The following is a 14,083-nucleotide window of genomic DNA, read 5'->3' as shown; positions in this document are numbered from 1 at the left end:
GATGGCCTGACTTGAAAACCTCGCACCCCATGCGGGATGCGTCGCGAGCGACAGGTACAGGCAATTGGCCTTCGCTCGTTCTGAAAACCGTGTGCGGCAATGGGCTGCGGCTCAACACGCGCCAGAAGGGTGGCCGCTATGCGCAAGGACGCTGACGCACCCCCGCGCCAGTGGACTGGCATGCGGCGCGGCGCCGGCGGAGCAGATGTCCTGCACGAGCGGCGCCGCACCGATGGCCACTGTGGCAAAACGCAGCTCCGCATTCGCCGGCTCACCGCCCGCGACCGCGCAGGCCGCGGCGATGGCCAGCAGCGAGACGGTCATGTATCCCGCGGTCCAGACGCGGTCCATTGCGCCCCGCGGTGCGGCGTCGGCGGCCGCCTGCAAGGCCTGCTCGCGTGCCTTGCGCGTGCGGCGGGGTGCGCCCGATTGCGCGAGGGAATGAATGCGCTGCGTCATGATGATTCCTCGTGGGCGCCATCGCCCTGCCTCAGGACGGCTGGGCTCCGATTCGCGAACATCGCGGCATGGTCTGAATGCTAGGTTTCGCATCCCGGTTGCGGTAGGCATGCGGGAGGTACTTCCGTGTTGCCCACCCGGCATCAATGTTCGGCGCACCGTCAGGCGCGTCGATGAAGAGGAAGCCACACGTTGAACTCGGCGCCGCGGCCTGGCCCCGCGGACGTCGCCTTCACGAAACCGCCGTGGGCGACCGCAAGGCCGTGAACCAGCGCAAGGCCGATGCCCAGCCCGCCACGCGAGCCGCCGTCTCCGGTGCCGGCCTGGCTGAACAGGCCAAAGACATGCGGCAGGAACTCGTGCGCGATGCCGCAGCCGCTGTCCGCCACCGCAAGCCGGGCAAAGCCGTCCTCCGAAGAAAGGCGCACCCGAACCTCTCCGCTGGCGGGCGAGAACTTCATCGCGTTGTCCAGCAGGTTGCCGACGACCTGCTCCAGCCGCACCCGGTCGGCATGACAGATCAACGGATCGGCCGCCTGCACCTCCGCGCGGAAGCGCCCCGAGGGCCAGCGTTCACCGAATGCGGCGACAAGGTCGAGCGTGAGCGCGCCGAAGTCGACCTCCGCGCGGCGCAGCGCCAGCTTGCCGGTTCGCACGCGCGAGAAATCGAGCAGGTCGTCGATCAGCCGCGTCTGGCTTTCGATGGCGCGTTGCATCGCCTGGGCGATGCCTTGCAGTTGCAGGGGCACCGCGGATGCGGACAGGCGCTGGAGCAGGCTGGCGTTCATCTGGATGACGTTCAACGGCTGCCTGAGTTCGTGCGAGATGACGGCCAGCGCCCGGTCTCGGGTCGCGCAGCGCAAGCTCGTTGCAGCGCGAATGTCGTGGGGAGACTGGAGGGCGGATTGCGCGCCCCCGATGGGATAAAGCTTCACGAGGAATCCGTGCTTCTTGATGCGGCCACCCCGGATTCATCGCGACAGGGGGCCTCGGTGATGAACGACGTTGTTCTCTGGTTCTCGCGATTGGACGGATCGTAGGCAGCCGCATTCCCTCGGAGAAGGCCGCTGCGGTGGCGCACCGTGTTGCCGGCCAAACACCAATCGACGAGAACCGTCCGCGGTACATCGTTCGTCATTTCCGGACTCTTCGTCCACGTGAGCCGGGTTCCTGAATGGGTCCGCGCCGCGTCCAATAGCTCGACATCCCCGACAGCGACAGTTGCAGCGCATGCAGGGCGCAGATCGCGATCCCTGTCACAAAACCCCGTGTCCGGCCGTCTTGCATCTCGAAGGGGCACGTCCCTGGGGTCCGGCAGACAGTCTTCCGGCGCATCGTGCGGCCCGAATGACCGCCGCCTTCATCTTCTTGACTGGATCGTCGAATGAAAAATTTTGCACTCGAGGCATTTCCCATCGCGGGCAAGCGGATCGTCGCCATCAGACGCCGCACGGGCCAGCCTGGAGCGCCAACATTGCAGGGGCTGGCGAGTGGGTGACATCTACGACATCGCAGCTCGCTCCACGCCACTGCAGGCGCATGCCGGCGCCGCGCAGGGACCGGGCGAGGTCCGCTGGCGCTTCGGCGCATTCATCCTGTGGGAGACCCAGCGACGGCTCGAAAGACTCGGGCACAGCGTGCGCCTGGGCTCCCGCTCGTTCGAGCTGCTGCTGCAACTGCTCAGGCGCGGAGGCGACATCGTGGGCAAGGACGAGCTGCTCGCCGCCGTGTGGGCCGGCGTGGTGGTCGAAGAGTCCAGTGTCCGGGTCCACATCTCCGCGCTTCGCAAGGCCCTGGGAGAGCCGCAAGACAACGACAACTGCAAGGAATGGATTTCGAACATCCCCCTGCGCGGCTACCGGTTCAATGGAACGGTTTTTCGCGAGCAGGTCGGCAAGCCGACCGAAGAACGGACGCTGGCGATGGCTCTGCCCGCACCGTCTTTCGCGAAGCTGCCGGAACGCCTCACCCGGCTCGTGGGCCGCGACGCCGACATGGCGCGCATGCTGACGGCACTCGCCGCGCGCCGGCTGGTCACCATCGTCGGTGCCGGCGGCATCGGGAAGACCCGTGTCGCCGTCCATGCGGCCGAATACCATGCAGAACGCACGGCCATGCAGTTGGCCTTCATCGACCTCTCGCCGCTGGTCTCGCAGGCCCATCTGGCGAGCACGGTGGCCCGGTCGCTCGGCGCGCCAGCGGACACCGCCGACACGACGCGAGCCATCCTCCAGCGGCTGGCGGACCGCGATGTGCTCCTGCTGATCGACAACTGCGAGCACATGCTGGATGAATTGGCGCTGCTCATCACCGAACTTCTCGGCGCCCTGCCCGGCTTGCGCATCCTCGCAACCAGCCGGGAGGCCATTCGCATCGAGGGAGAACACGTCGAGCGGCTGTCGCCGCTCGCGGTGCCCGGCTCGGAATGTGCCGACCTGGCAGAAGCCATGGCATCGCCGGCGGTCGAACTCCTGGTGGAGCGCGCAAAGGCCGTGGGTGCCCGAGCGTTCGAGGATTCCGATGGCCGGTTGCTCGCCGCGATCGCCCGGCAGGTGGACGGCATTCCGCTGGCCATCGAACTGGTGGCAGCACGCCTGGGCGTCCAGCCGATCGGCGATCTTGCGTTCCGGCTGAATGACCACATGCGGCTCTACTCCGCGGGCAGCAGGGCCGTTCTGCCCCGGCACAGCACGCTCGCGGCGGCGCTGGACTGGAGCATCGCGCTGCTGGACGATGCGGAACTGCGGCTCTTTCGCCGGCTTTCGGTCTTTCGGGGGCGCTTCGATGTCGAGTCGGCCCTGAGCGTCACCCGGGCGGACATGGACCCCGAAGTGGCGTTCGATGCATTGATCTCGCTGGCCAACAAGTCGCTGGTGTCGTTCGACAACAGCGACGCCGTCGCGCCCTACCGGCTGCTCGACACGACGCGAAGCTACGCCGCCGCGCTTCTCGCGCAAACCGATGAAGGCCCAGCGCTGCGGCAGCGCCATGCGCTCCTCATGCGCGAGCTGATGAGCGCCGCAACCTCGGATTCGGGCGAACTCACCGGGCAGGCCTGGAACGCGCGCTACGCGCACCGGCTGGACGATGTGCGCAGCGCGCTGGACGCCTGCCTGGCGCAGCAGGACGACTGGGAGACCGGCGCCGCGCTCACCATCGCTTCGGCGCCTTTGTGGTTTCACGTCTCGCAGGTCGAGGAGTACCGCGACCGGGTCATCGGCGCGCTCGCGTGCCTCGCGCAGCGGCCGGGCGCGGACACGGAGACAGAGGCCTGGCTGCAGATCGCACTGGGCAATGCGCTGTGGCACACCCGGGGGCCGGTCCCCGAAATGGGCGCCGCCTACGATCGGGCGCTTGCTGTCGCCATGTCGGCCAGGTCGGTCGTGCTGGAGCTTCAGGCCCGCTGGGGCATCTGCGTGCTGCATGCGATTCGCGGCGAATACGCGGCCGCACTGCACCACTCAAAGGTGCTGTTCGAATTCGCGCAATCGACCCCCGACCCCGCCGCGCTCAACCTGGCGCATCGAATGACGGCGCTCGCGAGTCACTTCTGCGGGGATTTTTCTGCGGCGAGTGCCGGCGCCCAAGCGGCGATCCTTGTCGGCGGCGCCGTGCGCCAGACGCCCGTCAACCTGTTCCAGGTCGATGCCGCCGTCGCATCGAACGCCTTGCTGGCCCGCACGTTCTGGCTCCAGGGCGACGCGGCGAAGGCCATGGCCACCGCCACCCGCGCAGTGGCTCTCGCCGAGGCCGGCGGCAATGCGCTGTCACTGTGCTTCGCGCTGTTCGGCACATGCCCCGTCGCGCTGTGGTCGGGCGAGCTGGAACTGGCGCGCAAATGGGTTCGCATGCTGCTGGACGAGACCGAGCGCAGAGGCCTGGCGTACTGGCACCAATGGGCGCACTGCTATGCGCTGGGCCTGCAGGCCTCCACTGCAGACGACCGGGACCGCCATGTTCGCCAGGTCGCGCAGCAACTCGACGCGTTCGATGCGCCTCGCAAGGAAATGCTCGTGACCTTCTGCGCCGATTGGATCGACGACGAGACGATCGCGCGTGCCGGTGCAGGACACGGCCAATGGAGCGCGGCCGAGACCTGGCGCGCTGCGGGCCGGCGCTGCGAGCGGCGCGGCCTGGACGATGAAGCCGAGGCGTTCTACCGGCGTGCCATCGACACCGCCAGGCAGCAAGGCGCGCTGGGGTGGGAATTTCGTGCGGCGGTCAGCACTGCCAGGCTGTGGGTTCGCCGGGGCAAGGCCAAGGACGCCCTCGACCTGCTGGACGAGATCTGCGCCCGCGCGGCGCCTCGCGGCGAGCACCCCGGCCTTGCCCAAGTCCGCGCATTGCGCACCGAACTCTCCCGGACCCGAAAGACGCCGCGCCGCATCCGGCGCATGGGTACGGCACCGGATGGCCGGTCATAACAAACCTTGACAGGGCTTAACTGGCCCAGGCAAGACTTTGCGCGCAGAGTGGCCGCTTCGCTTTCATGGAGGGATTCAGGACGCCTGATCCCTCGAACCGAGAAGCCGACTCATGACAACCTCTGCCCTCCCCTCGCCCTCTTCCATTCCCCTCGCGCCCCGCGCGGATCCGCTGGCCTCCAGCTTTGCCACCAGTTATGCGGGAGTAGTCGCCTTCATTGCCGTCGTCACCGAAGGCAGCTTCGCACGGGCAGCCGATCGCCTGGGCATCGGTCGTTCCGCCGTGAGCCGCAGCGTCCAGAAGCTGGAAGACCAGTTGAACGTCCGGCTCTTCCTGCGCACCACGCGAAGCACCACGCTCACGCGCGAAGGCGACCTCTTCTACGCCAATTGCCACACCGGGGTCGACCGAATCGTCCAGGCCGTGGAAGAAATGCGTGACCTGCGGCAAGGCCCGCCCCGCGGGCACCTGCGCATCAACGCCGCGGTCGGGTTCGGCCGCCGGGTCGTTGCACCCCTGCTTGGCGAATTTCGCGCCACCTACCCGGAGGTCACCATCGACTTGCTGCTGAACGACAGGCCGACCGACTTCACCTCGGACCGCGTGGACATCGCGTTTCGCAACGGCCGCATGGAAGACGCCCAGATCATCGCCAAGCAGATCATCCCCATGCAGTTGATGCTGTGCGCCTCCCCCGCCTACCAGGAAGCCCGCGGACTGCCCGCCACCGTGGAAGCGCTGGCCCAGCACGAGTGCATCAACTTCCGCTTTTCATCCGGCCGTATCTCCGAGTGGGAGTTCAAGGTCGGGGGCCAGCCCCGCAAGCTCGTCCCGCAGGCCAAGCTCACCTACAACGACGCGGACCTGGTGCTGCAGGCCGTGCTCGACGGCCATGGCATTGCCCAGCTGCCGGGCTACCTGGCCTGCGAGTCGCTGAGAACGGGCGCGCTGGTTCCGTGCCTGACCCCGTACGCACCCGACGACAGCGGGCACTACATCTGCTACCTGAGCCGGCAGCACCTGCCTTCGCGCATGCGCGTTTTCATCGATTTCATGACGCTGAAGATCCGGGCCGCCGACCTGGATTGCCTCACCGAACTCAGCGCGAAGCCGCAGGCCGACATCGGGATTGGTGCCGACGCGACAACAGCATGAGTCCCTGCACGGGCCTACCCCCACTCCCTCGGCGAACCTAGCATTTGAACCGTTCCACGGCCTCTTCCGCAGCACGCGCGCACCGTGGTCCGACGTTCCAATTTCAACCGCAGGAAATCATGAAGACCACACAGAACCTTTCGCGCCGACACCTGATGGCGACCGGCGCCGCCGTCGCCACCGGGACCCTCGCGTTCGGCATGCAGGAGGCAGCCGGCGCAGCAACCCGCAGCTCGACCCAACCCCCAGGTGCTTCCAAGACAAGCAACACCATCACTACGCCCGACGGCACGCAGATCTACTACAAGGACTGGGGCGAAGGTCCCGTCGTCACCTTTTCCCACGGCTGGCCGCTCAATGCCGACGCATGGGACGGACAGCTGCTCTTCCTGGCGCGCAACGGCTTCCGCGTCATCGCGCACGACCGGCGCGGGCATGGCCGCTCGAGCCAGTCCTCGTCGGGCAACCACATGAACGGCTACGCCGACGACCTCGCGGTTCTCTTCGAGGCACTTGACCTGAAGAAGGCCACGATGGTCGGCCACTCCACCGGCGGCGGCGAGGTGGCGCGCTACATCGGACGCCACGGCAGCAAGCGGGTGGCCAAGGCCGTGCTCATCGGCGCGGTGCCGCCGATCATGCTGAAGTCCGCGGCAAACCCCGAAGGCCTGCCGATCGAAGTGTTTGACGGCCTTCGCGCCGGGGTCGCCGGCGACCGCGCGCAGTTCTACAAGGATTTCGCCATCCCGTTCTTCGGCGCCAACCGCCCGGGCGCGAAGGTGTCGCAAGGCATCCTCGACCAGTTCTGGCTCTGGAGCATGCAATGCGGCCAGAAGAACTCCTACGAGTGCATCAAGGCCTTCTCCGAAACCGACTTCACCGAAGACCTGAAGAAGATCGATGTACCCACGCTGATCATGCACGGCGAGGACGACCAGATCGTGCCCATTCACGACTCGGCGAAGAAGTCCGTGCAGCTCGTCAAGGGCGCCAAGGCGATCTACTACCCCGGCGCGCCGCACGGGCTCACCGCCACGATGCAAGACAAGATCAATGCAGACCTGCTTGCCTTTCTCAAGAGCTGAACCGCGTACACGACCGACCGACCCCGACCTTGCACCATGCTGAATCTATTGCTGCAAACCACGATCGAAGGAGACCCGGACGACTGGAACATTTCGCGCTTCAGTCGGCTCGCATCGTTTCTCTCGCAGCTGCAGGACGACAACGGTCGGCCCGCCTTCCGGGTAACCGCACGAGACCGCACCCCGCGGGCGACCCCCGACCCCGTGCTCTCGACGCTGGATGAATCGGACTTCGACCAGCTCTGGCTCTTTGCCGTCGATACCGGCGACGGCCTGACACCGGAAGATTGCGCGAGCATCAGCCGATTCCGCCGTCGCGGCGGCGGCCTCATGGTCACGCGCGACCACATGGACCTGGGCAGCTCGATCTGCAACCTCAGCGGCGTTGGCGCCGCACACCACTTCCACAGCCGCAACTGCGAGCCCGATGCGAATCGCCAGTGCGCCGACAACCCGTTCTCGGGCCCCATCTCCTGGCCCAATTACCACTCGGGCGCGAATGGCGACTACCAGCGCATCCGCTCGGTCGGCAGCATTCACCCTGTGATGCGCGACAGGCGCTCGGCCACGGGTGTGATCCAGTACCTGCCCGCGCATCCGCATGAAGGCACGGTCGGCGTACCGCCCGGCGATTCGAGCTGCCGCGTCGTCATGGAAGGGCAGAGCTCGCTGTCCGGCAGGCGCTACAACATCGCCGTCGCGTTCGAACACTCCGAGCACGGCGGCAGGGCCATCGCGCAGTCGACCTTCCACCACTTCGCGGATTACAACTGGGACCCCTCGGCCGGCTGTCCCTCCTTCGTGGCCGAGCCCGCCGGGGATGGGATCGTCCGCTTTTCCGAAGCGCTGCGCTCGACGAAGCAGTACGTGCGCAACGTCGCCTTCTGGCTCAACGCCTAAGCAGGCTCCAAGGAAAACCGATGCACGACCCGCTGCAAATCACCACGCCCGGCGGGAGCATTCCCGCGTACGTCGCACGTCCGCAGAAGCTCCCCGCGCCGGTCATCGTCGTCGTCCACGAAGTCTTCGGCGTCAATGCCGACATGCACCAGTCGTGCGACGAGCTTGCGACGCAAGGCTACCTGGCCGTGTGCCCCGACCTGTTCTGGCGGATCGCCCCGGCCGTCGAACTCACCGACCGGACGGAGGCGGAGCGCGCGCAGGCCCTGGCGCTGTACAACGCCTTCGACATCGATGCCGGTGTGAACGACATCGCCGCCGTCGTGAACGCCGCCCGCGGCATGCCGGGTTCCACGGGGAGGGTCGGTGTCGTCGGCTACTGCCTCGGTGGCCTGCTGGCCTTCCTCACGGCCGCGCGTGCAGGCGCCGATGCGGTGGTGGCCTACTACCCCGGCAACGCGGACAAGTACATCGGGGAAGCGGGCCGCATCGCCAGCCCGCTGATCGTTCATCTCGCGGAGAAGGACGAATACATCCCGGTCGATGCGCAACGGAAAATTTCGTCCGCCCTGGCGAACCATCCGCAGGTGCAGGCCTACAACTACCCTGGTTGCGGCCACGCCTTTGCACGCCATCGCGGCATCAGCTACGACGCCGAAGCAGCCGCACTGGCAAACGGCAGGACAGCCGCCTTCCTGGCATTGCATTTGCAAGGCGACTGAGGCTCCGGCGGGCGTCAGCAGCAACGGCTTTCCAAGGTGAAAATCGGCGGACGGCCCGAGATGGCTTTGCCTTGGCGGCGAGTCTCAGGGCCGGACTGACATTCCGATTCCGGTCCCGCGGGCCTCACTTGATGGAGTCAACCATGCTGCGTCTCTACGACAGTCGTCTATCGGGCAACTCATGGAAGATCCGCATCCTGCTGAGCCAGTTGGGATTGGCCTACGAACGCATCACGCTGGACCTGCAGAAAGGCGAGACCCGCGAACCCGCGTTTCTCCGGATCAGCCGGTTCGCGCGCGTGCCGGTTCTCGTGCTGGAAGACGGTCGTCCGATTGTCGAATCTGGCGCGATCCTGCTGCATCTCGCCGAGGGCACGCCCTACCTGCCCGACGACCCGTACCTGCGGGCCGAAGTCATGGGCTGGCTCTTCTTCGAGCAGGCGGACCTGCAGAAAGCCATCGCCATCCCGCGCGTGCTTCACTTGCGCGGCCTTGCACAGGCCAAGCAGCAAGACATCGACAGGTTCCATGCCGACGGATACCCAAGCATCGAAAAACTCGACCAGTGGCTGCTCGCGCGCACATGGCTCGTGGGCGAGCGCTACACCATCGCCGACCTCGCACTCTCGGCCTACGTTGGATTGGCCGCCCAAGGCGGCTACGACATGGCGCGCTTCGCCGGCATCCGCAACTGGCTGGCGCGCGTGCAGGCGCAGCGCGGCTGGGTGCACCTGATTCCCGAAGACGGCCCAACAGCCAACGCCTGACCCGCGCCTGCATCGAGCGCCGATGTGGCGACCCTGCGGCCGCTGAGGCTGCGCCCTGGATCGTTCGAATTTTCGGGACCGTGCGTACAAGCCCCGACGCCTTCTCAATCCCCAGCGGGCTCCCTACGATTTGCCTGCGTTCATCCTGAACCGGATCGAACGCAAACCCCGCTCATTGATTGTTGGTTGGTGTGCCTGCCGCGCAGGCTGAAGAGGAATGTGATGACGAGTCGTGCCTCCCTGATCGAAATGACCGCCGCCGCGCGCGCCGCCATTGCGAACCCGTCCCGCATCGCCATCGTGGGCGGCCTCCCGGAACCCCGGTTCGAACTCTTCCATGCGGCGAGCTCGCTGTGCTCGCAGAAGGTGCGCACGGTGCTGCACGAGAAAGCGTTCTCGTATCGCTCCAACGACATGCTGATCCTGAGCACCATGGGAAGCGAAGGCTTGGTTCCGGCTGAACACTACAGCCCCGCCTACATCCGATTGCGCCTGGTCGCCGCGCGCGAGTTGAACCGGGAATTCGTCAGCGGCTACAGCGGACGGACCTCGGTCGAGACGGAAGGTTTCGACCCCTGCGTCGTGCCACTGCTCGTCGACCACGAGGCCGGCCGCGTGATTGCCGATTCGCAGCGCATCTGCATCTACCTCGATGGCGTATCGCGCGAACCGCTCCAGCTCGTTCCCGACGCGCCGGATACGCGCGCCGAGGTGATGCGCCAGGTCGGCATCGTCGACAGGATTCCGAACGGCGCCCTGCTCTACGGCTTTCATCCGGATGCAGACCTGCGGCCCGAGGCGCTCAAGGCGTCGATGCAGACGGTCTACGACTACAAGGTCATGGCGCTCGAGCGCCTGATAGCCGACAACGCCGGCGAACCCGAACTGGTGGCCGCCTATCACGCCAAGATCGTGAAGGAAAGCGGCGGCAAGAGGGTGTGCCACGACGCTGCCTTCCAGCGTGCCGCGCGCCAGAAGACGGGGCAGTTGCTGAGCGACCTGGAGCGCGACCTGGCCGCGGGTTCGTTCGGCTGCACGAACGGGCACAGCTTCTCGCTCGCGGACGTGCTCTGGGGCGTGAACCTCGTGCGCCTGAACTATCTCGGGCTGGCGTCGATGTGGGACGCGCTGCCCCACGTCACGCGCTATTTCGACGTACTGGCCAGGCGGCCTTCGCTGTGCAAGGAAGCGATCCGGGCGTCGCTCGATTCGATGCCGCACTCCCGCTACATGGATGCCGTGGCGGACTGCACCGCCGAAGCCATCGCCTGATCTTTTCCGCGGCATGGCACGCACCTAACGCCCGCCGCATCTTTCGCCACTGGTCCAGTCACCCGTCACGTCGTGATGGCGGGCGAGTTCGTCCCACTTTTTCGTGAACACGGAGCCAAGCCTTGAACGCCGTCCACCAGCCATCCCGCGTGGTCCCTCGCGCCCCCGGTCTTCGCCGCGCGCTCGAAGCCCTTGCCACGCGGCACATCACGGTCTCCGGCCTGATCGAGCAGGCGCTCGACGCGGCAGAGGCCGGCAAGCGCGAGCTGCACGCGTTCGCCGCCATCGACTGGGACGGCGCGCTCCGGGCCGCGGCGGAAAGCGAGCGGCGCTATGCGCAAGGCCGGCAACGGCCGCTGGAAGGGCTGGCCATCGGCGTCAAGGACCTGATCGACACCCGAGGCATCGAGACCAGCTACGGCTCGGCCGCCTACCTGGGGCACCTTCCGGCCTTCGACGCCGACATCGTGCGCGCCTTGATCGAGCGCGGCGCCATTCCCATCGGCAAGACGACCACGCACGAGTTCGCATGGGGCGTGACCACGGCCAGCGCCACTTTCGGAGACGCATTGAACCCGCTGGACCGCACGCGCATTCCCGGCGGCTCCAGCGGCGGCGCCGCCGCGGCCATCGCCTACGGCGCGGTAGCGGCCGGCCTTGGCACGGACACCGGCGGGTCGGTGCGGATTCCGGCCGCGCTGTGCGGGGTCGTCGGCTTCAAGCCAACCTTCGGCGCACTGCCCACACGCGGCATCTTTCCGCTGGCGCCGACGCTGGACCATCCCGGTTTTCTCGGCGAGACGGTCGACGACATCGCGTTGCTCGCAGGCGCCTTCCACATCGAGGCGCCGCGGAACGCCGCACATCCACACGCACGCCTGGGCGTCATACGTGAGATCGCGCCCGTGCCGTTGAGCGCCGAAGTCGCGGCTGCGTTCGACGCCGCGGTCGCGAGGCTCGGCGAGGCCTTCGCTTGCTCGACGCTCGATGAGCCGGAGCTGTTCGGCGGCCTCTTCGAGGCCTTCGCGCACATCGTCCTGACCGAAGGCGGCGCCGAGCACTTCCGGCGCAACGACACCGATCGCATCGCCACTTACTACGGCCGCGAGACCATCGACAGGCTCGAGCGCGCCAGGACCCTGACGCTGGGCGACTACGCGCGTGCGCAGCAGACGCGGCGCGATTTCACGGCCAGGCTGCATCGCGCGATGTCGGCGGTCGACTGCCTCGTGCTACCCACCTGCCCATGCACTGCGCCGCGGGTGAACCAGGCGTCGATCGATATCGGCAACTGGTCGGGCACGGTCCGCGAGGCGCTGATGACCTACACCGCGCCTTTCAACGTTGCGGGCTTCCCCGCCATCTCGATCCCCCTCGCCGCGCGCGACGGCCTGCTTCCCGCAGCGCTGCAGATCGTCGCGAAGCCGGGCCACGACGCAGCCCTCCTGCAGATCGCCCAACAGATCGAACAAATGCTGCGCCCGGTGGCCGCGACCACGCCGGCGCGCTGACAGACCCCACACAACCAGGAGCACAAAGTGAACGACACCCCCACCCTTCAGAACACCGAACATCCGGCGCCCGCCGGCACCGCGGCCGGCCAGACGCCCTACAGCGCGTGGATGCAGACCGACACGCTGCACTCGCTGCAGCGCACGGTCAGCGACCATCCCGGCGAGCACGCCTGGATCGTTCACGTGCAGGTGTCCGAGCTCTACTGGATGCTCATCATCAAGGAGATCCAGACGGCCCAGGAATTCCTGCGCGCGGACAACCTGCCGCAGGCCTGGCGCACGCTGCTGCGGGTCGTTGCGCACCACGCGCCGCTGGACGCCATCTGGCGCTCGATCGACTGGATGACGCCGAACGACCTGCTCGCGATTCTTTCGCGCGCCGTCGCCACGCACGGCAAGGACACGGCGCTGCAGGGATGGACCTATCGGCAGATGGTCTACCTGCTGGGCATCAAGCAGGCCGAGCATCTGCAGCACTTCGAGCCGCAACCCCACCGCCGGGAACAGTTGGGTAAGGCGCTCGCCGAACCCAGTCTCTATGACGACGTGCTTGCCTTCCTTGGGCGCAGAGGGATGAACGTGCCGGCGGAGTTATTCGCGCGAGATCTGAGCGCCCCCTACAACCCGAGCAAGGAAGTCGAGCAGGTCTGGCGCCGGATCTACGCCGACCCGAACGCGAACATCGAACTCCAGCAACTCGGCGAGACCCTGGCCGACATTGCCGAGGGCTTCTGCAACTGGAAATTCCGCCACCTGATGGCAACCCGGCGAACCTTCGGTGCGCGGCCTGCGTACTTCGGCACCGAGGGCGTCGCGTGGCTCGCACCGTCGATGGACGAGATCCCGTTTCCCGAACTCTGGTCGGCGCGCACCTTCATCGGAGACCCGCCACCCGTGTGCCCGCACATGGCCAGGCACGGGAAATGAACGCCCCGATCGTTCGTGATTCCCGGACCGAGCGTGCAAGAAGCAAGGTCTTCTCAGGCATCCGTGGCGTACCTACGATTTCCCTCGGCTTAGCGCTATCCAGTTAATTACAAAACCGATTTTTTAGAGACAGCCTTGTCAGCCAACCTACTGATGGAGATTCTGGAAATGAATGCAAAACCGGCGATCGACGAAGTCATCCGGGAACGACGCAGCAAGCGCGGCTTTCTCGAGCGGCCTGTTCCGCTCGACACTGTGAAAGACATCCTGTCGACCGCGAGCCATGCCCCCAGCTCGAGCAACACACAACCCTGGCGCTGCTATGTCGTGACCGGCGAAGCCCGCGACCGCGTCACCAAGGCAGCGGTCGCGGAATTCCGTGCCAACCATGCGACGCTGGCACCGGAGTACCCGTTCTTTCCCCAACCACTGCACGACCCGTACGCGAGCCGCTTCAACACCTTTCGGGGCCAGCTCGGCGATGCGCAGGGCGTGCACCGCAGCGACAAGAGCGGGCGCATGCGCGATGTGGAGCGGCAGTTCCTGTTCTTCGATGCGCCGGTCGGGATCATCTTCACGATGGACCGCCGCCTCGAATGGGCCAGTTTTCTCTGCTACGGCTGCTTCCTTCAGAACATCATGCTGGCCGCCAAGGCCCGCGGCCTGGACACCTGCCCGCAGCAGATCTGGTCGCTGCAACACCATGTGCTGCGCGCGGAACTGGGCATTCCCCAGGACGAGATGGTGATTGCCGGCATGTCGATGGGCTGGGCCAACAACGGCATGCCGGAGAACTGCATGACCCTGCAGAAAACGCCGGTCGAGCAATTCGCCTCATTTACTCAATAGTCACCAAC

The 14,083-nt window shown here is 66.6% G+C and carries 12 protein-coding genes; 10 read left to right on the top strand and 2 right to left on the bottom strand.

Annotated elements, in window-relative coordinates; genetic code table 11:
- Window positions 1–111 precede the first annotated feature (111 nt).
- Both GNX71_RS13965 and GNX71_RS13960 read right to left on the bottom strand, forming a co-directional pair.
- Window positions 112–459: a hypothetical protein gene (locus GNX71_RS13965; RefSeq protein ID WP_241027267.1), complete on the bottom strand. Its 348-nt coding sequence runs from the start codon at window positions 457–459 to the stop codon at window positions 112–114.
- Between the two features lie 161 nt (window positions 460–620).
- A complete protein-coding gene (locus GNX71_RS13960) occupies window positions 621–1,394 on the bottom strand; it encodes a HAMP domain-containing sensor histidine kinase (RefSeq protein ID WP_206178864.1) in 774 nt (257 codons plus the stop codon).
- Between the two features lie 555 nt (window positions 1,395–1,949).
- On the opposite strand from GNX71_RS13960, the gene GNX71_RS13955 reads away from it, so the two are divergent.
- The 10 genes from GNX71_RS13955 to GNX71_RS13910 all read left to right on the top strand — a co-directional run bounded on the left by GNX71_RS13955 (window position 1,950) and on the right by GNX71_RS13910 (window position 14,075).
- Window positions 1,950–4,883 carry a winged helix-turn-helix domain-containing protein gene (locus GNX71_RS13955; protein ID WP_241027266.1) on the top strand — a complete coding sequence of 978 codons (2,934 nt, stop codon included), beginning with the start codon at window positions 1,950–1,952 and terminating at the stop codon, window positions 4,881–4,883.
- 112 nt (window positions 4,884–4,995) lie between these two features.
- Window positions 4,996–6,039: a LysR family transcriptional regulator gene (locus GNX71_RS13950; protein WP_206178863.1), complete on the top strand. Its 1,044-nt coding sequence runs from the start codon at window positions 4,996–4,998 to the stop codon at window positions 6,037–6,039.
- Between the two features lie 119 nt (window positions 6,040–6,158).
- Window positions 6,159–7,124, top strand: coding sequence for an alpha/beta hydrolase (locus GNX71_RS13945; RefSeq protein WP_206178862.1), 966 nt, complete (start codon window positions 6,159–6,161; stop codon window positions 7,122–7,124).
- Between the two features lie 36 nt (window positions 7,125–7,160).
- A complete protein-coding gene (locus tag GNX71_RS13940) occupies window positions 7,161–8,024 on the top strand; it encodes a hypothetical protein (protein WP_206178861.1) in 864 nt (287 codons plus the stop codon).
- Between the two features lie 20 nt (window positions 8,025–8,044).
- On the top strand, window positions 8,045–8,746 hold the full coding sequence (locus GNX71_RS13935; protein WP_206178860.1) for a dienelactone hydrolase family protein: 702 nt from the start codon (window positions 8,045–8,047) through the stop codon (window positions 8,744–8,746).
- 143 nt (window positions 8,747–8,889) lie between these two features.
- On the top strand, window positions 8,890–9,513 hold the full coding sequence (locus tag GNX71_RS13930; protein ID WP_206178859.1) for a glutathione S-transferase family protein: 624 nt from the start codon (window positions 8,890–8,892) through the stop codon (window positions 9,511–9,513).
- A 222-nt stretch (window positions 9,514–9,735) separates the two neighbouring features.
- Complete coding sequence (locus tag GNX71_RS13925) at window positions 9,736–10,785, top strand: glutathione S-transferase family protein (protein ID WP_206178858.1); 1,050 nt, start codon at window positions 9,736–9,738, stop codon at window positions 10,783–10,785.
- 122 nt (window positions 10,786–10,907) lie between these two features.
- A complete protein-coding gene (locus tag GNX71_RS13920; protein WP_206178857.1) occupies window positions 10,908–12,296 on the top strand; it encodes an amidase in 1,389 nt (462 codons plus the stop codon).
- A 27-nt stretch (window positions 12,297–12,323) separates the two neighbouring features.
- Window positions 12,324–13,226, top strand: coding sequence for a tryptophan 2,3-dioxygenase family protein (locus tag GNX71_RS13915; RefSeq protein WP_206178856.1), 903 nt, complete (start codon window positions 12,324–12,326; stop codon window positions 13,224–13,226).
- 168 nt (window positions 13,227–13,394) lie between these two features.
- Window positions 13,395–14,075: a nitroreductase gene (locus GNX71_RS13910; RefSeq protein ID WP_206178855.1), complete on the top strand. Its 681-nt coding sequence runs from the start codon at window positions 13,395–13,397 to the stop codon at window positions 14,073–14,075.
- The last annotated feature ends 8 nt before the right edge of the window (window positions 14,076–14,083 follow it).

Origin of the sequence: Variovorax sp. RKNM96 (assembly GCF_017161115.1) — a bacterium.
Lineage (GTDB): Bacteria > Pseudomonadota > Gammaproteobacteria > Burkholderiales > Burkholderiaceae_C > Variovorax.
The sequence above is the reverse complement of the archived record's forward strand: the minus strand, read 5'-3'. Positions and strand labels throughout refer to the sequence as shown.

What these genes read in the sequence shown, in the direction of transcription:
- GNX71_RS13965 (WP_241027267.1), bottom strand. Translation starts at nt 459, where the DNA reads ATGACGCAGCGCATTCATTCCCTCGCGCAATCGGGCGCACCCCGCCGC.
- GNX71_RS13950 (WP_206178863.1), top strand. Translation starts at nt 4,996, where the DNA reads ATGACAACCTCTGCCCTCCCCTCGCCCTCTTCCATTCCCCTCGCGCCC.
- GNX71_RS13945 (WP_206178862.1), top strand. Translation starts at nt 6,159, where the DNA reads ATGAAGACCACACAGAACCTTTCGCGCCGACACCTGATGGCGACCGGC.
- GNX71_RS13940 (WP_206178861.1), top strand. Translation starts at nt 7,161, where the DNA reads ATGCTGAATCTATTGCTGCAAACCACGATCGAAGGAGACCCGGACGAC.
- GNX71_RS13935 (WP_206178860.1), top strand. Translation starts at nt 8,045, where the DNA reads ATGCACGACCCGCTGCAAATCACCACGCCCGGCGGGAGCATTCCCGCG.
- GNX71_RS13930 (WP_206178859.1), top strand. Translation starts at nt 8,890, where the DNA reads ATGCTGCGTCTCTACGACAGTCGTCTATCGGGCAACTCATGGAAGATC.
- GNX71_RS13925 (WP_206178858.1), top strand. Translation starts at nt 9,736, where the DNA reads ATGACGAGTCGTGCCTCCCTGATCGAAATGACCGCCGCCGCGCGCGCC.
- GNX71_RS13910 (WP_206178855.1), top strand. Translation starts at nt 13,395, where the DNA reads ATGAATGCAAAACCGGCGATCGACGAAGTCATCCGGGAACGACGCAGC.